The organism is Ferribacterium limneticum, from assembly GCF_020510585.1.
GTDB lineage: Bacteria > Pseudomonadota > Gammaproteobacteria > Burkholderiales > Rhodocyclaceae > Azonexus.
In genome coordinates this window covers 2,540,520-2,562,427 of sequence record NZ_CP075190.1, presented here as the reverse complement: position 1 = coordinate 2,562,427, position 21,908 = coordinate 2,540,520, and the positions used below count along the sequence as shown (strand labels likewise).

Sequence of the window (21,908 nt, the reverse complement as noted above, 5' to 3'; positions counted from 1 at the left end):
GCCAAAATTCTGCTCGTGTCCAATGCCCTTGCACTGTTCTGTTCCCCTCAAGTCGCGCTGCCTCAAGGTTTCTCTCTCTTTCTTTGTTGCTGCAATTGTTGCCATTCCGGCTTTGCCGGAGGCCTTGGCCAACACCGCGGAAGCACCGTTAATTGCCGCCAGGGCGGCAGGTTTCGATATTCTGGAATACGTCGTCGAAGGCAATACGGTGTTGCCGGCCATCGAGATCGAGCGGGCCGTCTATCCACATCTTGGCCCGGGCAAGGATCTGTCCGACGTGGAAAAGGCGCGCAATGATCTCGAAAAGGCCTACCACGATGCCGGCTACCTGACGGTGGCGGTCGATATTCCCGAGCAGCAAGTGAAGGGCGGACTGGTTACGATCAAAGTGATCGAAGGCAAGGTGGAGCGCCTGAAGGTGAGCGGCAACCGCTACAGCCTGCGCAGTGATATCCGTGCTGGTGTGCCCAGCCTGGCGCCGGAGACTGTGCCGAATTTCAATGAGGTTCAGGATCAATTAGGTCGCCTGACCAGTGCTGATCGCCAGGTGGCGCCCCTGCTGCGGCCTGGTCGCCAACCAGGGACGGTCGAGGTGGAGCTTGCGGTAGACGACAAATCGCCGATCCATGGCAGCGTTGAGCTGAACAACAAGCAAAGCCCGGATACCAGCGAGGGGCGACTGGAAACGAGTCTGCGTTATCAAAACCTTTGGCAGCGCCAGCATAGCCTTGGCCTGGGGTGGTCGGTCAGTCCGCAGGATATGAACGAAGTGAATATCCTTTCCATGTTCTACGGATTGCCGGTCGGTCGGAGTGGCGATTCGCTCAGTTTTTATTACGTCCATTCTTCAAGCAACATTGCCTCGGTTGCGGCGAGTGGTGTAGCTGGCAAAGGCGATACCTTGGGTCTCCGTTACGTGGCATCGCTACGGAGTATCGGAACGTTCACTCATCAACTGTTGGCCGGTTTTGATTTCAAGGATCTTCAGGAAAACACGACCCTGGTGGGGACCGATACGTCGAGCAAACCGCTCCGCTACATGCCGCTCGCGCTGCAGTATTCGGGCGCTTTTCATGGCGAGTCAAGCAGCCTGGAATTTAATCTGGGCGCTACGCTTGGGCTCAGGCCCTTGATGGAGCGACAGGTCTTGTGCGATGGCCAGCAGCGCGACCAGTTCGATTGTCGCCGCCGGGGAGCAAGCGGTAACTTTGCTGTAATGCGCGGTGATCTGGCTTATCGGCAGCGTTTCGGTGCCTGGGGTTTGCTTGTGCGTGCAGAAGGGCAGATCAGCAGTCAGCCACTGGTCTCACCCGAACAGTTCACGGCGGGTGGCTTCGATAGTGTGCGTGGTTACCTTGAATCAGAGGCATTGGGTGACAAAGGCTTGCGTTTGCGCTTTGAGTTGGCAGCACCGCCATTTGTACCCGGAGGTGGGCAATTCTCGATGACTCCTCACATTTTCTATGACGGGGCCAGCCTCTACGTGATTGAGGCTCTGCCTGAGCAGAAGGATCACTTTACCTTGTCGAGTATCGGACTCGGATTTCGCTTGGCTGGCGGGAAAAACTGGCTGGCGAATGTCGAAGGGGCTCATACCCTGCATGCGGGTCCGAGGACAGAGAGAGGCTACCAGCGTGGTCTGCTCAGTTTTAAATATCAATTCTAAATCCGCGGCGCACGACGCCACGGCTAGGAGAGTCACATGAACCGGAACCTGTTCAAACTAGTTTTTGACCCTGCGCGGGGAATGACCGTACCTATATGCGAGGTTGCGGTTGCCCATGGCAAGCAAGGGTCAAGGACTCGTCGGCTGGGTGTGACCAGCGCTGCTGTCGCCCTCGGTGCCGGTTTGCTGGTTTCTCCGGCCGGTGCTGCACCGCCGCGGGGCACCGTGCCGGTTGCCGCTACGTCCTTTGTTTCCTATGGTGGTGGCCGCATTGCTTCGGATGTCGTGACGACAACCGGGCGGGCCATGACCATTGAACAGACCAGTCAGAGGGCCACCTTCAACTGGAATAGTTTTGACGTTGCCACTGGCTCCAGTGTTGAGTTCAAGCAGCCTTCGGTCAGTTCTGTCGCGTTAAATCGTATTTTTGACAGCAAGCCGAGCGAGATTTACGGATTCGTCAAGGCCAATGGCCAAATCTACCTGGTTAACAACAACGGTATCCTCTTTGGCAACGGTGCTCAGGTCAATGTGGGGGGCATCATCGCCTCGTCCCTGAACCTTTCGGATGCTACCTTCCAGGCTGGCTTGGATTCGCTCACCACCGCCCGCGCGCCGGCCTTCATGGATGATGGCAGCACTGCCATCGCCGGCAGCGAAATCAGGGTTGCGGCAGGAGCGGAAATCAAAAGTGCTAGTGGAGGCAGCATCATGCTCTTCGCGCCCAAAGTCACGAACGAAGGGCGGCTCGACGCCACCAATGGCCAGGTCGTTCTTGGCGGTGGGCACACGGTCTACATGATGCAAAGCGACAGCTACGCGACCCGCGGCTGGCTGGTCGAAGTGGACCCCCGGTTCCTCCTTGATAGCAACGGCAATCGTGTCAAGGATTCGACGACACAGAAGGACATTGTGGTCGCCTCCGGCGAGGTGACCAACCGTGCTGCAACCCCAACTCCTGCCGATGAAGCGGCAACTCGTGCGGCTATTATCGAAAACGATGCAGCTCGCGCTGCCATCGATGCCGATTTCAAGGCCAGCATTGATGCTCAGAAGGCTCAACCCACCCGTAATGGCAGCGCCTATTCGGATGGAGTCCTGGCCCGTGCGGCGGAGCGACTGGGGGAGGTGATGAGTCGCCGCGGTAATGTCTCAATGGTCGGGTTTGCCGTCAATCAGTTGGGGCGGGTTTCAGCCACCACGTCGATCAAAGCCAACGGATCGATTTTTCTTAAGGCCCAGGACAGCGTCGTGGAAGCCAGCAATGCCAATACCGCTGAGCGGGCTGGTGCCTTGACATTGGGGCAGGGCAGTACGACAGCGGTTGATATTGAACCGACCTACGATGTCAACGGAGCTGAGGAAACCCAGTACCGTGCCGAGACATTCAATCCCTCGCGTATTGATTTGATTGGCCACACGGTACATCTGCAACCGAATGCCAGTGTGCGTGCAGCCGGAGGAGAGATTACGGTGAAGGCCGTGAAGGATCCCTCGAAGCCGACATATCTAGACGCCAGCAAACCCCGCAACGATTCCCGGGTGGTTCTGGAGGCAGGGGCGTCAATTAGTGCTGCCGGTAGTGCAGCAGTGGTGGTGGAAGGGAGTCGCAATCAGATCACCGCTGATTTGTTCGGCGTTCAATTAGCCGACTCACCCCTGCAGCGCAGCGGCATCCTCTATCGCAAGACCGTCAGCTACGACTTGCGACGCGGCATCAAAGTAGCGAATACCACCGATTACGAGAAACTGGTACCGATCACCGTCGGCGAGCGAACTGCGACGGGCGGCAAGGTGACGATTCAGTCCGAGGGAGACATCCTCATTGCCATGGGCGCCGGGATCGATATTTCGGGTGGCTGGCTGGCCTATCAACCGACGACGCTGCTCAATACTTATCTCTATTCGGAACGCAAACGCTACGACATTAGCGATGCACCAGCCAATGTGGTTTACACCCGCATGGAAACTGAAGAGCGCAGTCTGGCCGGCTATGTCGAGGGCAAGGATGCGGGTAGTGTCATCCTCAATGGCGCGTCGCTCGTTCTTGATGGCACAGTCAAAGGTGGCGTGAACATAGGAGACTATCAGCGGGAATCCGGCATTAATACGCCACTTGGTGGGCAGTTGATTCTTGGTGATGCTAGCGGCGGGGGACGCACCGAGGATCCCAGCTATCGACTACCGAAGACAGAGATTCGCGAGGTTGTCGATGGTTTTGTCCCGAATGCCGGCCAAACTTGGCTGAACACGTCACTGGGTGACCGGGGAACGACGACGTTGCTGTCTGCGGACCTGTTTGCTCACGGAGTTTCCCGTTTTGCCCTCTATAGCAACGGAGCAATAGACCAGAAGGCGGCGATCGATGTCGGGCCGGGGGGGGCTGTGTCGTTGTTGGGTAGCTCAGTGAATGTGGGGAACACTATCAATGCTCCTGGAGGCAGTATCGACATCGTCAGCCACAAGACCGGTAAAGTGGTAGCCGATGGTTCGTCGCTCGAGGCAGTGGTTGAGATCGGGGGGAACGTGACTGTCGCTCAGGGCAGCTTGCTCAATGTTGCCGGCCGATGGACCAACGATCTCAAGGATGGTACGACTGCTCAGGTCGTCAACAGAGGCGGTAGCATCAACCTTGAATCAGCCCAGGATCTTCTCCTGAGTCAAGGTAGTGTACTTGATGCCTCGGCGGGTGCCTGGCTGAAGGGTGATGGCAAACTGACCCAGGGCAGCGCTGGCAGCATTACGCTCCGCGCCGCTCAAAGCAACAACCGCGACGGAAAACTTGATCTGGCGGTGGCAACCCTGCAGGCTCGAGGGTTCAGCAAAGGCGGCAAATTGACCTTGGTTGCGCCCAATCTATCCATCGGTGGGTTAGCCGGCAGCGGCTTTGGTCTAGGTACGGACTTTTTCACCAAAGGTGGTTTTGGTGCCTTCGACCTGACCGGGATTGGTAGCGCTACCTTGGTAGCTGGTACTCAGTTGACCTTGCAGGCGGAGGGGCTGATTTTTGCCGAAGATTATCGTGAGCGTAGTGGTAGTGCATCAATTGCCCGGAGCACCGAGGTTGCAGTCCTGCCCCCGGAGGTACGGCTGGCTGCAGACTTCACAATGCGGGCCGTGGTGGGGGTGGCATCGGATTCGGGTAGCCTGAAGGTAGAAACCGGGGCGGCGATTGTCACCGGAGCCCAGGGCAAGATTGCTTTGGAGGCGGCGCACGATATGTGGGTAGATGGCACTCTGTCGGCTGCTGCCGGTAGCATTGCTTTGAGCCTCTCGTCCGGAGCAGGTAGCTTCCAGGATGCCGTTGACCTTGGAAAACGAAGCATTTGGCTGGGTGACAATGCTCGCTTGCTGGCAACCGGTACTGTCAAGCCGGAATTCAGTACAACTGGTCTGCGCAAGGGTGAGGTATTGGCTGGCGGTACTGTCAGTTTGGATGCCTCAAAAATGGGTTACGTGGTGACTGGTAGCGGCAGTGTCGTGGACGTGAGTGGTACGAGTGCCGTTTTTGATATCACCAACCAGAAAGTGCGCAGCAATGTTGCCAGCCCGGCCATGACTGTGGCCGGGAACGCAGGTTCGATAACTGTGGCGGCACGTCAGGGAGCCTTCGTCGACGGCACTATGAAGGCGGTGAGCGGTGGTAGTGGCGCTGCCGCGGGCAGTTTCTCGATGAAGGTGGACGGGCTGCCGAATGAGTCCGACGTCGCCAATGCACAGGCTGGTTATCCAAAAGTCGGTGGTTATGAGTTGCGGGTAGCTGTCAGCGGCTCGGTATTACCGGCTGGTATTTCCAGGGCAGTTGGAATTGCTGGTACCAATCTTGGGCATGGCGCAGTATCGGCACAGGGGCTTCGCGATGCCGGTTTTGATGACATTACCCTCTCTTCCCAGAACACGATTGCCTTTGATGCCGGTGTTAATCTCGGGACTCAGCGGAGTGTTGTACTGGAAGCGCCACGACTGACTGCAGCAGGCCCGACCACGGTTGCCGCCCAGTACCTTAAATGGAGCAATGGGCGTCAGACGCTGAGTACGACTACCGATGGCGGCGGGGTTGCATCATCCGGGAATGGCAGAATCAACTTTACCGCTGGTCTCCTCGACTTGGTGGGTGATCTTGTTCTAGGCAATATTGGTCAGGCTAGTTTCAGCGCTGACAGCGACATTCGCTTCCAGAATGCCTACTTCAACGCGAACAATTTGTTGCAGCGGACCGGCCGACTCGATGCCGCCGCCGATCTGGTATTTGCTGCAGACCAGCTATACCCGACGACATTCAGCGAATTTAGTGTTTCTACTCCGGGCAGGGCAGTTACTTTCACGAAGGGCGGTGATGCGGCTGAATTGCCTCTTTCCGCCAACGGATCGCTGACTGTGGAAGCCAGAGATATCGTCCAGGGCGGCGTGCTGCGTGCTCCCTTCGGTACCATCAGCCTCAAGGCCAGTAATCAGCTAGATTTGCTGGCCGGGAGCGTGACTTCGGTAAGCGGTGCAGGTATCACGGTGCCTTACGGTGAGTTGCAGAACGGTGATCAGTGGATTTACCCCAACCCGCTAGGCTCCGGCGCGAGTGAGGTCGTTGTGTCTGCGCCGGCCAAGGTAGTCAATCTGGAGGCGCCGACTGTGAAGGCAGCAGCCGGTTCTGTAGTGGATGTTTCCGGCGGCGGTGATCTGTTCGGATCGGAGTTTGTACCTGGGGTCGGTGGTTCCCGCGATTACTTGGCGGCCGGCAATGTATTCGCGATCCTGCCTGGATATGATGCGGCGTTTGCCCCGGTGGACCCGGTTTACGCATCGGGAAGCACACTCAAGGCGGGTATGCAGGTCACTATCGCCGCAGGTGCAGGTTTGCCAGCGGGCACATACACCCTTCTGCCGGCCCGCTATGGTCTGTTGCCGGGGGCCTATGTGGTTTCATCGATCAGCGGTTACCGCGATCTTGCACCAACTCAAACCATCGCCCAGGCTGACGGCAGCGCCATCGTTGGCGGCCGATTGGGAACCGCCGATACCACTATCCTCGAGAGCCGGAGCAACGGATTCTTGGTAGAACCGGGCAGTACTTTCCTTAAGCGTTCGGAATACCGTGTTTATGGGGCGAATGAAACGTTTGCAGCCCGCAACGTTCGTGATGGAACCAGTTATGAGCTGCCGAAGGATGGCGGTCGCCTGAGTTTTGCTGCCAGTACGGCCCTGACGCTGGATGGGATAATCCGACTTCTGGCTGGTGCTGGCGGTACCGCCTCGTCCGCCGGCCGAGGCGGTGCCTTGGAGATAGCAGCGCCGCGTATCGCGGTAACCGACGGCACGCCATATGGTGCCGGTTTCATTACTCTCGATCTTGATACTTTGCGTCGCATCGGCCCCGCCACCCTCATCCTCGGCGGTCGGCAGGGTAGTACCAATGATGCAGGACAAACGACCCTGAACGTGGGCACGAGCGAGGTTGTCATCGATGCCGACGGCAGCACGCTGGAGATACCAGAACTCATTGCTGTCGCCACTGATCGCGTGATTGTGGGGGAGGGGGCCATTATCAGTGGTTCCGGTTTCGGGGCTGCAGGAAATAGCTTGACTATAGCCGGCGATGGAGCCGCTCTGCGGGTGGCAGGGGAGGTTGGACAGCGCTTGGTCCGCATTGGGTCAATCGGGACCGTTGGCGATGTCGAGGTAGAGTCCCGGGTTACTCTGAAGGGCGGAACCGTTGAATTGGATGCCACCCGGGATCATCGTGTATTCAACGCGGATGCTACATCGGTTACTGATCGTATAAACGTTGATGCCTCGGTTGTCGCTGTGGGGGCTCGGGCACTGCGCTTTGGTGAAGATAGCGTTGCAGACCGCCTCAATGTCGGCTCCGACCTACTTGGTCAGCTAGGCAAGGCCAGTACGCTTAGCTTCCGCAGCTATAGTGACATTGCTTTTGCTTCTGGCTACACCTTGAGCGGCAGTGGTCTGGCCAGTCTAACCCTGGATACGCCGCTTATTGTCAGCGAGGGCGGGAGCGCCACGGTCAAGGCGACTGATGTGCACCTGATCAACACCTCGGCCCAAACTGCAGGTATTGCATCTGTAGGTAGTGGCAAATTTGTCGTGGAGGCTGCCAACCAGGTCGTGGTCGCACCCAGTGAGCAGGGTATGGCGATTAGTGGATTTGGCGCAGTCGAATTGAATGGTAAGGAAATTGTCGCTGCTGGCAAGGGCGATCTGTCCATTGGCATGGCCGGTGAATCTACCTCGCTAGCGATCAAGGCCGGCCAGGTGACCACGGCCACTGCGGCCGATGTTGGTTTCCGCTCCCGTGGAGCGTTGACCGTTACCCAGACAGGTTTGGCCGGCAGTGCGGAGGGGCTGGGGGGACGGCTCAGACTGACTGGAACCAGCGTGACTCAGGCTGGAACCATCAATCTGCCTTCGGGTACCGTGGAATTGCAGGCAACCTCTGGCGATGTTGTCTTGGCAGCCGGTTCAGTTACCCGTGCAGGGGGCGTGGAGAAGAATTTCGGCGAGACCAGTGCATTTGCCGATGCCGGCAGGATCGTTCTTACCGCAGATGGTGGCAATGTCGTAATCGCCAAGGCGTCTGACCAGGACGCAGCTAGCCTGATCGATGTGGCAGCCCAACCGGGTGGCGGCAGCGGAGGGGAGGTGGTGATCAACGCCGTTAATGGCCAGTTGACTCTAGGCGGTAATCTTGCCGGGCAGGGTGGAGCAAATGGTCTTGGCGGAAGCTTCGTCGCCGATGTCAAACAGATTGCGGCCTTGGACGATGTGGCGGATGCGCTGGCGGGCAAGGGATTCACGGAGCGGCTGGATCTACGCGTGCGCAGCGGCAGTCAGGGTTTGTCCGCCGGTAAGGTCATCCAGGCCAATCAGGTGGCGCTGAGTGTTGATGGTGGGGCGCTGGTCGTCGCCGGCACCGTTGATGCGTCCGGCAAAAAAGGCGGTGAAGTCCGTCTCTTCGCCCGGGACGATGTAACCCTGAAGCCTTCCGCCGAGATTCTGGCTAAGGCTACTGGCAGTGGTGAGGCGGCCAAGGGGGGGAAGGTGACCATTGGTTCGACTTCCGGGCAACTTGATCTGCAAAGTGGTAGCCGGATTGATGTTTCCTCAGCAGAAGCAGAACAATATGCAGTGACCAAGGTTGGTGAGAGTGCTCAGGATGCAGTGACGCGCCTTGCCAAACTTGCTGCGGAGCGCTTCCGCCTTGGCGGCGAGGTGGTTCTGCGGGCCGAGCGCACGGGAGCTGGGGCCGGAAGTGAGGTGAAGGTCAGCAGCGCGCAGTCGGACTTCACCGGTGCCGCCACGGTAGTGGTCGAAGGGGTGAAGAAGTATGCTGCCACCAGCATTGGGGCGGCGAACATTACGACTTACACCAATGATGTCGCCAGTTTCATGGGCAATTCGGCGGCTATCAAAGGCCGCCTTGATCCGGCCGGAACCTCCGGCCTCATTGTCCGGCCCGGCGTAGAAATCGCCAGTATCGGTGATCTAGCTCTGGCCTCTGACTGGAATCTTTATTCAGCGATCCGAGCCGGCGGGCAACCAGGGGTTCTTACCCTGCGGGCAACCAACAACCTCAATCTCAACAAGAATTTGAGTGACGGTTTTGAACTGGCATCGCCGGGAACCAACAGCGATCCCAGGTTCAACAACCTGCGTCCTGGGGAGAGTTGGTCTTACCGTCTGATTGGCGGCGCCGATCAGAGTGCCGCCGATCCGCTCCGGGTGAACTCCGCAATGAAAACCGGGAATGCTGGCGATGTCGTGCTGGCAAGCAAAGCTGTGGTAAGGACGACAACCGGGAATGTCGAGATTTCGGCAGGCCGTGATTTCAAGCTGACCGATTCGACAGCAGCGATTTATACCGCTGGCCTGCCGGTGGCAGTGATTAATGGGCAAACAGCAGATGGCTTTGCCGTTCGTACCCAAGCCCTATACGGACAGATTTCATCAACGGCAATCAATGGCACATTCTATGGGGCTTTCCCAAGCCGCGGCGGTGATATCCGCATTGCTGCAGGTCGTGATGCTATCGGCGCCGCAGATTCACAGTTGGGTACCCATTGGTTGTGGCGGCAGGGACAATCAAGTTCGTCAACCAGCACGCGTCCGGAAGCCTGGTGGGTGCGCTTCGACCTATTCCAGCAGAACGTAGGTGCCTTGGGGGGCGGCAGCGTAGACATCCTGGCGGGGAACAACATAACCAATCTGTCGGCAATGTTGCCCAGCAATGGTCGTACAAGCCAGAATGGAGATCAGATCGTCAATGCCAGCGGTGACCTTTCGGTTCATGCTGGGGGTGATATTCGTGGCGGACAGTTCATGGTCATGGGGGGCCAGGGTCGAATTCGGGCCGGCGGTTCGCTCAAGGAAGGCGACAAGCCCCCCAAGGGAACCAGCGATAGCGCTTTCTACCCCATTCTCCATGTGGCGGATGGCCAGTTTTCAGTCAGCGCCCGGGGTGATGCCAGGATCGAAACGGTCCTCAACCCGACAGTACTCATGCAGGCTAACAGCGTCTATCAGGGGCAGACGGCGAGTTCTCGCAGCTTTTTCTACACTTACACGAATGACGACCGGGTTAATCTTACTGCCGTGACTGGTACTGCCGGCTTGCAGGGAGCAACGCGTTTGCAGGCGCTATTCAAGAACAGTCAGTTCCCCGGTTCCTTGCCTACCAGTGTTGTGGACGACAGTGGGATGGAAGTGCTGCCGGCCAATCTTAGTTTGGTCGCCTTTTCCGGTGATGTTTTGGTCGGCCGCAAGCGTGGCGATACCGATCTGGTGATGTTCCCATCGGCGACCAGTCAACTGGATTTGCTGGCCGCCGGATCGGTCACCATGAACGTACCGTTACGCCTGCCCGACGTGGACCCTGCGGCCATTCCCTCTGCTTTGAATTCTGCTCCCCAGAACCGCGACGGGGCGACAAGAGATAGCCTGGGCGTCAAGGAAACTGGATTGTTGAATAGCTTGGGGCAACTGGTATCGCTTCATACGGGCGATCATGATCCGGTACGGGTCGTTGCTGTCAGTGGCAATGTTACGGGTATAGATAGCGGGAATGTTCTTTTTTCCGCCAAGCCTGTTCAGGTTTCGGCTGGTGGTGACGTGACTGACTTTGGCTTCACCGCCCAGAACCTCGACAGTACTGATGTCACCAGAGTTGTTGCTGGTCGTGATGTGCGTTTCAGTGTGCCGCAAAGTACAGAAAACAAACCCCTTGCCAATGGAGCATCGATTCAGGTCGGTGGCGGCGGTCTTGTCTATGTGGAGTCGGGGCGTGACACCGATCTTGCCACCTCTGGCGGCATTGTCACCACCGGCAATCTGACCAACCCGTCGCTAGCTTCATCTGGAGCAGGGGTCAGGGTGTTGGCTGGTGCAGCAACGAAACTGGATGCAGGTGAATTTGGCAGCAAGTATCTGGGTGATCAGTCTCAATACATTATTGCCTTGGAAACATACTTGCGTAACCTCGGGTTGCTGGCACCCGCCGATGCAGCCGCTGCCAGGAGCGCCTACGCCGGATTGACAGAGTCACAGCAAGAGGTTTTCGCTGGCCAGGTACTGGTTGCAGAGTTCGTTGCGCGCTACCTTGGTAGCGGCTCTCCCTATCTCTCGGCTTGGGCGGCGCATGCGGCAGCTTCCGGAGACAACGTGATGGCCCCGCGTTTTTCGACGGTGAAGAGCTTCTGGCCTTCCGTGCTATGGACTGAGTTACGTGGTGCGGGTAACGATGCATCGGCTGGCGGTGCCACTCCAGGTAATTACGAACGGGGTTTCCAAGCGCTGGAATTGCTCGGATTTGGCAACGTTTTCAAACACGACGGCGACCTGAACCTCTTGTTCAGCCAGATCAAGACCCGTCGGGATGGCGCTATAGAACTCTTGGTGCCCGGCGGCAACCTCAATGTTGGCCTAGCCTCAGTGGGGACATTGAGCAAGAACGCTGATCAGTTGGGAATTATTAGCGAACGTGAGGGCGATGTTCTGGTTGCTGCGCAAGGGAATATCCTTGTGAATAGTTCCCGGATTTTCAGCATGGGCGGAAGCGACATGCTGTTGTGGACGAGCGCTGGTGACATTGACGCTGGCAAAGGAGCTAAAACGGCGGTGATCCTGCCGGATCCCGTGCGCAATGAAAATAATGAGTGGGAGTTTCCAGCGGGTGGTGCCGGTAGCGGGATTGCCGCGATCCAAGGGCGACCGGGAGTTCGCAAGGCGAAAATTCTTCTGGCGGCGCCGGCTGGAACAGTTAACGCCGGTGATGCTGGCATCCAGTCCAGTGGCGATCTGACTATTGCAGCGATACAGGTTATTGGTGCCGACAATATTCGGGCCGGTGGGGCGGTAACCGGCGTACCAGCGGCCCCGGCAGCTTCCGTGCCAACTGTGGGCGTCCCGACGGCTGCCAGTACCGAAGCTTCACAATCGTTGGACCAGATGGCCGCAACGGCAGGGGGTAACAAGGAGAAGGAAAGCCGTTCGATCCTGACGGTAGAGGTGGTTGGCGTCGGTGAGGAGAGTGATGAGGAGCGCAAACGGCGCTTGAATTAGCGTTGATCAGGATGATTAACGGCCGCCACCGCAGATTGGGTTTTTACTTCGCTATATAGAAAGAGCCGACCGGCAGACCAACTATTCAACGAGGTGGCCATTTGTCGGACTCCGGTAGTACGCCTGTAAAAATAGACCGACATAATTTTTGAATACCAACAATATTGAAAATGATGAATAACTTTGCAAATTGGATAATTGTCGCCGCAAGCTTGCTTGCACAGATGGCGAATGCGGCGGACGGCTTCAATGCCGACGACTGGGCGCACAAGCAGAAGACCGTGATCGACACGACGGCCGAAGGCGTTGAGTTGAAGCTGGGGGCTACCCAGTTACCGCTGGCCTTGCGCCTGCACACCGGGAATTTTGCCTTTGCCGAAGCCAAGCCGGACGGTAGCGATCTGCGCGTGACGGCCGCTGACGGCAAGACGCCGCTGCGTTTTCATATCGAAAAATATGATTCGACGAATGAACTGGCGGTGATCTGGGTGCAACAGCCCAAGCTGGCGCCGTTGGCTAAAACGGACGCGGTCACGCTGCTCTGGGGTAATGAAAAAGCGGCAGCCGCCAGCGATGCCAAGGGTAGCTACGATGCGGCACAGAATCTCGTATTGCATTTCTCCGACAACGGTCCGGTACAGGATTCCACGGTCAACCGGAATAATCCGCAAAATTTGACAATCAAACCTGTCGCTGGCCCGCTCGGCGACGCGGCCAGTATGGATGGCAGCACGACGCTGACGGTTCCGGCATCGCCCTCGTTGAAGCTGATCACCGCCAATGGCCTGACCTTCACGGCGTGGATCAAGCCGGTGGCCAATGCTTCCGGTACGTTGTTCCAGCAAAGCGAAGGCGGCAAGAGCCTGGCCTTGGCAGTCAAGGGCGGCAAGCTGGTGGCCGTGGTCAATGGCAAGGAGTTCCCGTCGAAGGCGACGGTGCTGGCCGACACCTGGCAGCACGTGGCGATGACGCTGATTGGCGGTAAGCTGACCTTCTACATGGAAGGTGCAGACGCTGGCACGGCCGATATTGCGCTCGACGACATGGCTGGCGACATTCAGATCGGTGCCGGTTTCCGTGGCGAGCTGGATGAAGTGACGCTGGCCGCTACCTCGCGTTCGGCTGATTACATCAAGGCCCTGCATGGCAGCCAGCAACCGGACAGCCTGATGTATGGCGCCGAGGAAGAAGAGGCGGGCGAGGCCGCTTCCTACGTCGGCATCCTGCTCGGTGCGCTGACGGTGGATGGCTGGATCGTTATCGGCATTCTTGCCGTCATGGCCGTCATCAGCTGCGCCGTCATGGTCGGCAAGACGCTCTTTCTGGGCAAGGCGGAAAAGGCCAACAATGCCTTCCTCAACCGCTTCCGCGACAATCCCCGCAAGCTGCTGCGCCCGGATTCGATGGATACCAAGGCCATCACTGAAGACGAGGCGATGCGCCATTCAACGATCTTCCGTCTCTACAAAATTGGCATCCAGGAAATGCACCACCGATTCGACACCCAGACCAAGAGCGGTGTCGAAAACAAGCTCTCCGATGCGGCCCTCAATTCGATCCGCGCGGCCATGGATGCCGCGCTGGTCCGTGAGAACCAGCGCCTGAACAGCCAGATCGTGCTGCTCACCATCGCCATTTCCGGTGGTCCCTTCCTTGGCCTGCTTGGTACCGTGGTCGGCGTCATGATCACTTTCGCGGCGATTGCCGCGGCTGGCGACGTCAATGTGAACTCGATCGCGCCGGGTATTGCCGCCGCGCTGGTCGCCACTGTCGCTGGTCTGGCCGTGGCGATTCCCGCCCTGTTCGGCTACAACTGGCTGGCCATCAAGATCAAGAACGTTTCAGCCGACACCCAGGTGTTCGCCGACGAGTTCCTGACCAAGTCGGCCGAGCTGTACGCCGTCTAAGCGGGAACGAGGACGATGCAGGTTCAGGAAGACAACCAGCCCTATGACGAGATCAATGTCACGCCGATGCTCGATCTCGCTTATGTGCTGTTGGTCATCTTCATCATCATGACGACGGCTTCGGTGCAGGGCGTCAAGGTCGAATTGCCGAAAACGGTGGCCAGCTCCAGCTTGGCCAAGCCGGGCACCAAGGCGGTGACGGTAGCGCGCAATGGCGACGTCTTCATCGACGCCTACCCGGTCACCATGGAGCAGCTTGACCTGCGTCTGGCCCAGTATCTGGCGGCCAATCCGGCGCTGTCCATCGTCATCAAGGGGGATGGACAGGCCCAGTACGCCAAGGTCATGGAGGTCATGGAGTTGCTCAAACGCAACGGCATCACCGACCTCGGTTTGGCGACAACGCGGGCACAGAGGTAGGCCATGCACGTTCAAGCGGAAACCAAACCTTATGACAGCATCAACGTCACACCGATGCTCGACCTTGCCTATGTGCTGCTGGTCATTTTCATCCTGATGACCACCGCCTCGGTGTCGGGTATGTCGATCAATTTGCCCAAGCCGTCGAACAAACCGAGCACCGAGAAGCACGAGATCAAGATCGTCCAGATCAAGCCGGACGGCTCGCTGCACCTCAACGGCGTCGGCGTCACCGTTCGCGAACTGGAGCTCCAGCTCAAGTCGACCATGGCCCGCGATCCGAAGGCCTCGGTCGTCCTCAAGGGCGATCCGGCGGTCAATTACGCGCGGGTGGTTGAAGTGCTCGACCTGACGGGGGCGATGGGCATCGGTTCGGTTGGCCTAGTGACGGCGAGAATTGGTAACTGACGGCCATGGAAACAGAGATCAAGCCGTCGCGGCGCTGGCTGAATATTGTCGTGATTATCGTGGTCGGTGCCTCGATCATCGCCATTGTCACTTGGGGCATCATGACCCTGATGGGGAGCAAGTCTGGCAAGCCGCGTAAACCGCCGGTCGTCACCTTGCTGCCGGATAAACCACCACCGCCCCCGCCGCCACCCAAGGAAGAGAAAAAGCCTGAGCCGCCAAAGGAAAATCCCAAGGACGTCAAAATGGAGCCGCCCAAGGAGGCGCCGCAGCCAGCGCAGAATGAGCCGCTCAAGATGGAAGGCGCGGCCGGTGACGGCGACGGACCATTCGGGTCGGGTACGGTTGGGCGGGACTATCAGGGTGGGGCTGCTAATACCCTCGGTGGTGGCGCGGCGTTTGCCTTTTACACGAATCTGGTTCAACGCCATTTGCAGGAAGAACTCGGTCGCAATCGACGTTTGAAAATTACCGATTATCGCGTTGTTGTCCGCATCTGGCTTACTCGTGCCGGCGTTGTCCAGAAGGCCGAACTAGCCGCATCCACCGGCGATCTGGAAGTGGATGAAAGTATCCGCGCGGCACTCCTCAATGCTGGAGCCTTACGCGAGCTGCCGCCCGAAAACCTGCCACAGCCGCTGAAAATCCGTATCACCAATCGGGGCTCTGCCTGATTACGAAACTGCCAGTTGAGAGATCGAAATGAATCGTACCAAAACCCTAGTAATACTTATTGCTGCCGCATTTGCAGCCACCCCTGTCTTGGCCGATGAGCGTGAGCACCTGGAGTTGCTTCGCCAGACTACGCTGAATCTTATCGATGCCTTGGTGGAAAGTGGCGCTCTTCCGAAGGAAAAGGCTGACGGTCTGCTTAAGGCCGCAGAGAAAAAGGCAGCTAAGGCTGTTCGCGAGAAAACCTCGATGGAGCCAAAACCGGTGCGTGTTCAATATGTGCCGGAAACAGTGAAGAATGAAATTCGCGAACAACTGAAGCAAGAGGTTTTGGCTCAGGCAAAGAACGAGCGCTGGGCGGAACCGAATGCAGTCCCCGAATGGCTTGATCGGATCAAGTGGGAAGGGGATATCCGCCTGCGTTATCAAACTGAGAGTTATCCTCAGGGGAACACAGCGGCAAAGGACTTTGATCCCTCCCTTGGCTATGGTTCGTTGACCAGGGCAGCCGATGTCGGAGCGACCAATAGTTTCAACGCCTACACCGGCAACACCGAGGATGATCGGTCGCGGTTGCGCTTGCGTGCACGTCTCGGCATGCTGGCCCGTGTATCGGATTCTTGGAGTGCAGGTATTCGCTTGGCCACAGGAAACTCGACTGATCGGGTTTCTACAAATCAGTCGCTGGGTCAAAACTTCAATAAATACCAGTTAATGCTGGATCGGGCATATCTGAAATACGATCCTGCCGATTGGCTTTCCATATCCGGTGGCCGTATTCCAAACCCTTGGTATGGAATGGATGTGGTTTGGGATGAGGACATTAATTTCGAAGGGTTGGCCGCTACTCTAAAACCGATAATCAACCTGGATGCACCCTTTCGGCCGTTCCTGACAGTCGGTGCCTTTCCGATGCGCGAATCATCTCCTCCTGTTGCCAACAGCCGCTGGATTTACGGTGGACAAATGGGTGGGCACTGGAATCTTGGTCAGTCGACCAATTTCAAGTTTGGTTTGGCTTATTACAAGTTCCAAGGTTTGGAAGGGCATGTAATTCCAAATGCTGAATACGATAGTCTGCTTAATGTCTATACCAGTCCAGATTATCGTCGCAATGAGTATGAGTCAGGGCTTCGGCAGAAGGGAAATACCCTGTTTGCTACCAATGCGCTTACCGATTTTAGCCAGAAGACTATCTGGGGTTTGGCATCAAAATTTGCTCCAGTCGTACTGTCGGCTGGGGTGGATATTGGACGTTTCGATCCGGTTCATCTGGTTCTTGAGGGGGAATATGCCAAAAATATTGCTTTTGATCGTGATGAGATTTCGCGTCGTACCGGCCATACTTTGAGTGATGGCAAGAGCCATGCTTATCAGGTGCGGATGACGGTCGGTATGCCCCAGCTTAAGGCGGTAAATGACTGGCAGGTCTACGGCGGCTATCGCTATGTGGGTTCGGATTCGGTAGTCGACGCATTTACCGATTCGGACTTTGGCCTTGGTGGAACCAATTTAAAGGGCTATTTCCTCGGGGCGCGGTATGGCGTCGATCGTAATGCCTTCCTGAATATCCGGATGCTGTCGGCAGACACCATAGATACTCCGACCCTGATTGACTCAACTCACAAGTTTGGCGTGGATGTAATCCAAGCTGACGTCAATCTGCGGTTCTGACAATGGCAAGCACTCATAGATATTTTGCTTCCCTGATGGTCTTGATGGTTGCTGTGCCGCAAGTGTTTGCAGCGCCTGAGAAAGATCCAAAAACTGACCAGATCAGGCGATTGCAGCAGTCTCAGCGCAAGGTGGAGCAGGAACGTTCGCGGCTGGAGCAGGAAAAAAATCAACTGGCCGAGCAGAAGGTGGCGGCAGAAACGGAGCTGGGCGCTGTTCGCAAAAAGGTGGATGGCGAAGTACGTCGGGCTGCCGCCTTGAGCCGCGATGTCAGTGCTTTGCGCGCGGAGCGGGAAGCCACTGCTGCCAAACTGACCGAAACAGAGGCCGAGTTGCGCAAGACTCAGGAGGCGCAGCGCGCCGCAGAGGCCGAAGGCAAGCGCCTGCAAGCTGCCCTGGCTACCGAGAAGCAGCAACTGCAGGTGTGTACCGAGCGCGGCCAGGAATTGCGCAAGGTGGGCCAGCAGGTGCTGGATCTCTACGAAAAGAAAAGCTGTCTGGACAGCAGCTTGCAGCGCGAGCCGTTCACCGGCCTGAAGCGGGTCGAGATCGAGAACGCGGTCGAGGACATGCGCGAGAAGCTGGATAGTCAGCGGGTCGGCTCATGAGCGTCGGCGTTCTGGCGCGAGGCTTGTCTTTTCCGGCTCCGGTCGTGGCCCGTGCATTGCCGTTCGCGGTTTTCATCGGCCTGATGGCGGTCGAGCCGTGGTTGGCGGCGCAGTTGGCGGGTGTGATCGACCCGCGCTGGTTATACGGTATTCGCGCTGCCTTGGTGGCTGGCTTACTTATCGTTTTTTGGCCGAGTTTTACCGAGCTGACCGCGGCGCGCCGTCCGTCCCTCCAGCAAATTTGGCTGGCCTTGGCGGCTGGCCTGATTGTTCTGGCCATCTGGTTGTCGCTGAATTCCGGGATTTTTGTGCTCGGCCAGTCGGGCTCCGGATTTGAGCCGCGCGCGGCCGATGGCAGCATCGACTGGTCGATGGCCTTGATGCGACTGGCCGGCTCGGCGCTGGTGGTACCGCTCATGGAAGAATTGTTCTGGCGCTCGCTGGTCATGCGCTGGCTCGAAGAGGCTGATTTTTCGGCGCTCGACCCGGCCCGCATTGGCCTGCGCGCCGTACTCTTGTCCAGCCTTGTTTTCGGGCTTGAACATAGTCAGTGGGCGGCGGGCATGCTGGCTGGCCTGGTCTATGGCTGGCTCTATGTGCGTAGCGGCAATTTGTGGATTCCGATTGCGGCACATGCGGTGACCAACGCCGGCCTCGGGGTTTGGGTGCTGGCGACTGGCGCCTGGTTTTTCTGGTGAGAAGCGCGGCGGAAATCTAAATATCATCATCCGGTAATGTTGGTGGAATATCCTGACCGGCTGTAAATGCAAGCAAATGGGCGAGCGATGTCAGCAAGAGTTCTTGTCGTTGAAGATGAGCCGTACGTCAACGAGTTGATCACGATTAACCTCAAGTACGCTGGTTTTGAGGTGCATGCCGTCGACAGTGCCGAAGCCGCCTGGCAGGTTCTGTCTTCGAACGCGCCGGATGTCTTGCTGGTCGACTGGATGCTGCCCGGCATGTCCGGTTTTCAGTTGATCCGCCACATACGCGCCGATTCGCGCTGGCGGGAAATCCCCGTGATCATGCTGACCGCTCGCAGCGAAGAGGTCGACAAGATTTCCGCGTTGGAAATCGGCGCCGATGACTACGTGACCAAGCCTTTTTCTCCGCGCGAACTGGTCGCCCGCGTCAAGGCGGTGATCCGTCGGCGCGACCCGAAAATGCTTGAAGGCTCGGTCGAAATCGGCGGTTTGCGTCTGGTGCCCAATTCGCGCAAGGCGCTGGCCGGCGAGGAGCCGATCGGTCTCGGGCCGACCGAGTTCCGCTTGCTGCATTTCCTGATGACCCACGCCGAGCGCGTCCATAGCCGTGGCCAGTTGCTAGATTATGTCTGGGGCGGTCGTTCGCACATCGAGGAGCGGACGGTCGACGTGCATATCCGTCGCCTACGCAGCGTTCTCGAAAATCACGCGCTGGACGGCATGGTGCAGACCGTGCGCGGCATGGGCTATCGCTTCTCGATCACCCCGGATGGCAGCTGATCAGACTTTTTGATTTTGGCCAAAATTTCCGGTTGACCGTGGGATTGGTCTGGAAAACCGCTCAGTTTCCCTGCATCCGACGGTAATGCGCGACGACCAGCGGCACGTAGCGCCGGGTTTCGGCGTAGGGCGGCAGACGGCGACCATGGCGGATGACGGCGTTTTCGCCGGCGTTGTAGGCGGCCAGCGCGAGTTCGAGATTATTGTCGAACAGGGCGAGCAGATCGCGCAGGTAGCGGGCACCGGCGCGGATGTTTTCGCCGGGGTCGAGCAGATTTACGGTGCCGTAGCGTTTGGCTGTGCCAGGCAGCAACTGCATCAGGCCGGTTGCCCCCTTCGGTGAAACGGCACCCTGGTTATAGCCCGATTCGACCGTGATCACCGCATGCAGCAGCTTGGCGTCGACGCCGGTATCGCTGCTGGCGCGCATGACCGAATCGTGAAACGGTCGCTGGCCGTAGGGCAGGGCGAGTACGCCGCGTGGTGCCCGCAAGGCGGTGCGGGCCGGTTCGATACGGTCGGCCAGCACCAGCCGGTAGCGCTTGTCGTCCGGGATGTTGCTCAGGTGCTCGACACCATCGTCGTCGACAAAGCCAAAAATGCCGCCGACCGCCTGCGCCGGCAGCGGAGCAAGCGCGGTAATGGCAAGGCAGAAGAGGGCTGAGTTGAGGCGCATGGTCGAATCATAATCCAGTTGTCCGCCCAGCTTAACCCGCATGTGTTACCAGGAATTGACTGGCCGATGACCGGGTTCCGCTAGCGCTGCGTCATGGTCATGTAACGCAGCTTGCATAGTATTATTGTCCGGATACTTAATCTCCTTTGGCGAACCCGTGTTGCACAAACTAATTTCCCGAATCCTTGACCGCCTTGTTGCCCCCGCTGCCGCTTCCCGGATGCGTCAGCGCGGATTTACCCTGCTTGAGCTGCTCGTCGTCATGGTCATCATCGGCCTGCTCGCCGGCTATGTCGGGCCGAAGTATTTTTCGCAGATCGGCAAATCGGAAATCAAGGCGACGAGAGCCCAGATCGACGGACTTGAAAAGGCCCTCGACCAGTATCGCCTCGATGTCGGTCGTTACCCCAATACCGAGCAGGGACTGGCCGCGCTGACCAAGCGCCCGGCTGGCGAGAGCCGCTGGCAGGGCCCCTACCTCAAGAAGGAGGTGCCGGCTGACCCGTGGGGTGCCGCCTACCAGTACGCCCAGCCCGGAGAACACGGCGACTTCGATCTCTTCTCCTTCGGCAAGGATGGCAAGGCCGGCGGTGAGGACGAAAACGCCGATATCACCAACTGGTGAGTCGCGGCTAACAATGGAATACGACGTGATGGCCGTCTTTCCCGGTCGGGGTGTTTGCCGACTGACGGTCGCGGCCGAATCACCTGAACAGCTTGCCGCAGCGCCGGCCTTGCAGGGCGGCGTCATCGTCTCGTCGCGGCCGATTGGTCAGCGCAGCGGGCGGGCGCGCGGCGGCAAGTTCCCGCTGCCGCTGTTCACCCGGCAAATGCTCTCCTTGCTCAAGGCCGGACTGACCGTGGTCGAAGGCCTGGAGACGCTGTCCGAGCAGGATCAGGGCTCGGCGACCTCCGAGGTCCTGAGCCGTCTGCTCGGCCACCTGCGTGAAGGACAGTCGCTGTCGACGGCCATGCAGCACCACCCCGAGGCCTTTCCCGATCTTTACGTGGCGACGGTAAGGGCCAGCGAACGCACCGGCGACATGCCCGAAGCGCTGCAGCGCTACATTGTCTTCCACGAAAAACTGGCCGACCTCAAGAAGAAAATCGTCAGCGCCGCCATCTACCCGGTGTTGCTGATGACCATCGGCACGCTCGTCACGCTCTTCCTGCTCGGTTACGTCGTGCCGCGCTTTGCCCTGGTCTTTGCCGATAGCGGGCGCGATCCGGAGGGGTTGTCCAGCCTGCTTTTCGCCTGGGGCGGCTTCATCAACAACCACGCCGCGGGGCTGGCCGTCGGCGTCGCGCTGGGCGTCGCAGGTCTGGTCGGCCTCTTTTCGCTGCCGCCCGTCCGTGCTGCCGTCGCCCGCGCCGCCTGGAGCGTGCCGGCCCTTGGCGAACGTATCCGGCTGGTCTTCCTCGCACGTTTTTACCGGACCACCGGCATGCTGTTGCGCGCCGGCATTCCCCTCAAAACGACCCTCGGCATGGTTTCCGACATCCTGCCCGTCGCCCTGCGCGCCGGCTTGCTGCAGGCGGTGGCTGACATCGAGCAGGGGCGGCCGTTTTCGCAGGCGGCTGAACGGGGCGGCCTGACCACGCCGGTAGCGCTGCGCATGATCGCCGTTGGCGAACGCAGCGGCCAGCTCGGCGACATGATGGAAGCCGTCGCCACCTTTTACGACGAGGAAATCAACCGCCTCGTCGACATGTTCACCCGTTTGTTCGAACCCTTGCTCATGGCGGTGATCGGCGGCGTCATCGGCGGCATCGTGCTGCTCCTGTATATGCCAATCTTCGAACTGGCCGGCAATTTTCAGTAGGATA

The 21,908-nt window shown here is 58.4% G+C and carries 13 protein-coding genes; 12 read left to right on the top strand and 1 reads right to left on the bottom strand.

The genetic code is table 11. The features are described 5' to 3' along the window. Positions 1-22 precede the first annotated feature (22 nt). From KI613_RS12495 to phoB, 10 genes are all read left to right on the top strand, one after another. Positions 23-1,666 carry a ShlB/FhaC/HecB family hemolysin secretion/activation protein gene (locus KI613_RS12495; RefSeq protein ID WP_226399932.1) on the top strand — a complete coding sequence of 548 codons (1,644 nt, stop codon included), beginning with the start codon at positions 23-25 and terminating at the stop codon, positions 1,664-1,666. Between the two features lie 36 nt (positions 1,667-1,702). Beyond that, a complete protein-coding gene (locus KI613_RS12490; RefSeq protein WP_226399930.1) occupies positions 1,703-12,232 on the top strand; it encodes a filamentous haemagglutinin family protein in 10,530 nt (3,509 codons plus the stop codon). Positions 12,233-12,444: 212 nt separating this feature from the next. Continuing rightward, positions 12,445-14,139: a MotA/TolQ/ExbB proton channel family protein gene (locus KI613_RS12485; RefSeq protein WP_226399928.1), complete on the top strand. Its 1,695-nt coding sequence runs from the start codon at positions 12,445-12,447 to the stop codon at positions 14,137-14,139. A 15-nt stretch (positions 14,140-14,154) separates the two neighbouring features. Then, a complete protein-coding gene (locus KI613_RS12480; protein ID WP_226399926.1) occupies positions 14,155-14,559 on the top strand; it encodes an ExbD/TolR family protein in 405 nt (134 codons plus the stop codon). Positions 14,560-14,562: 3 nt separating this feature from the next. Further along, positions 14,563-14,967 carry an ExbD/TolR family protein gene (locus KI613_RS12475; RefSeq protein ID WP_226399924.1) on the top strand — a complete coding sequence of 135 codons (405 nt, stop codon included), beginning with the start codon at positions 14,563-14,565 and terminating at the stop codon, positions 14,965-14,967. Positions 14,968-14,972: 5 nt separating this feature from the next. Continuing rightward, complete coding sequence (locus KI613_RS12470) at positions 14,973-15,641, top strand: TonB family protein (protein ID WP_226399922.1); 669 nt, start codon at positions 14,973-14,975, stop codon at positions 15,639-15,641. Between the two features lie 28 nt (positions 15,642-15,669). Further along, positions 15,670-17,313, top strand: coding sequence for a putative porin (locus KI613_RS12465; RefSeq protein WP_226399921.1), 1,644 nt, complete (start codon positions 15,670-15,672; stop codon positions 17,311-17,313). 110 nt (positions 17,314-17,423) lie between these two features. After that, a complete protein-coding gene (locus KI613_RS12460; RefSeq protein ID WP_226399919.1) occupies positions 17,424-17,921 on the top strand; it encodes a hypothetical protein in 498 nt (165 codons plus the stop codon). After that, a complete protein-coding gene (locus tag KI613_RS12455) occupies positions 17,918-18,619 on the top strand; it encodes a CAAX prenyl protease-related protein (RefSeq protein ID WP_226399918.1) in 702 nt (233 codons plus the stop codon). Before KI613_RS12460 ends, KI613_RS12455 begins: the two co-directional genes overlap by 4 nt. A gap of 87 nt (positions 18,620-18,706) precedes the next feature. After that, positions 18,707-19,405, top strand: a complete 699-nt coding sequence (phoB, locus tag KI613_RS12450; protein ID WP_226399916.1) for a phosphate regulon transcriptional regulator PhoB — start codon at positions 18,707-18,709, stop codon at positions 19,403-19,405. A 61-nt stretch (positions 19,406-19,466) separates the two neighbouring features. Here the strand turns inward: phoB and KI613_RS12445 are convergent, their stop codons facing one another. Further along, positions 19,467-20,081 carry a lytic transglycosylase domain-containing protein gene (locus KI613_RS12445; protein ID WP_226399914.1) on the bottom strand — a complete coding sequence of 205 codons (615 nt, stop codon included), beginning with the start codon at positions 20,079-20,081 and terminating at the stop codon, positions 19,467-19,469. Positions 20,082-20,301: 220 nt separating this feature from the next. Between KI613_RS12445 and gspG the strand changes: the two genes are divergently transcribed. Then, complete coding sequence (gspG, locus tag KI613_RS12440) at positions 20,302-20,706, top strand: type II secretion system major pseudopilin GspG (RefSeq protein ID WP_226405744.1); 405 nt, start codon at positions 20,302-20,304, stop codon at positions 20,704-20,706. Between the two features lie 13 nt (positions 20,707-20,719). Continuing rightward, positions 20,720-21,904: a type II secretion system F family protein gene (locus KI613_RS12435; RefSeq protein WP_226399912.1), complete on the top strand. Its 1,185-nt coding sequence runs from the start codon at positions 20,720-20,722 to the stop codon at positions 21,902-21,904. Positions 21,905-21,908 lie beyond the last annotated feature (4 nt).

Excerpts from the sequence above, each read along its gene's own strand:
- KI613_RS12495 (WP_226399932.1), top strand. The coding sequence starts at position 23 with ATGCCCTTGCACTGTTCTGTTCCCCTCAAGTCGCGCTGCCTCAAGGTT.
- KI613_RS12490 (WP_226399930.1), top strand. The coding sequence starts at position 1,703 with ATGAACCGGAACCTGTTCAAACTAGTTTTTGACCCTGCGCGGGGAATG.
- KI613_RS12480 (WP_226399926.1), top strand. The coding sequence starts at position 14,155 with ATGCAGGTTCAGGAAGACAACCAGCCCTATGACGAGATCAATGTCACG.
- KI613_RS12475 (WP_226399924.1), top strand. The coding sequence starts at position 14,563 with ATGCACGTTCAAGCGGAAACCAAACCTTATGACAGCATCAACGTCACA.
- KI613_RS12470 (WP_226399922.1), top strand. The coding sequence starts at position 14,973 with ATGGAAACAGAGATCAAGCCGTCGCGGCGCTGGCTGAATATTGTCGTG.
- KI613_RS12465 (WP_226399921.1), top strand. The coding sequence starts at position 15,670 with ATGAATCGTACCAAAACCCTAGTAATACTTATTGCTGCCGCATTTGCA.
- KI613_RS12455 (WP_226399918.1), top strand. The coding sequence starts at position 17,918 with ATGAGCGTCGGCGTTCTGGCGCGAGGCTTGTCTTTTCCGGCTCCGGTC.
- phoB (WP_226399916.1), top strand. The coding sequence starts at position 18,707 with ATGTCAGCAAGAGTTCTTGTCGTTGAAGATGAGCCGTACGTCAACGAG.
- KI613_RS12445 (WP_226399914.1), bottom strand. The coding sequence starts at position 20,081 with ATGCGCCTCAACTCAGCCCTCTTCTGCCTTGCCATTACCGCGCTTGCT.
- gspG (WP_226405744.1), top strand. The coding sequence starts at position 20,302 with ATGCGTCAGCGCGGATTTACCCTGCTTGAGCTGCTCGTCGTCATGGTC.
- KI613_RS12435 (WP_226399912.1), top strand. The coding sequence starts at position 20,720 with ATGGAATACGACGTGATGGCCGTCTTTCCCGGTCGGGGTGTTTGCCGA.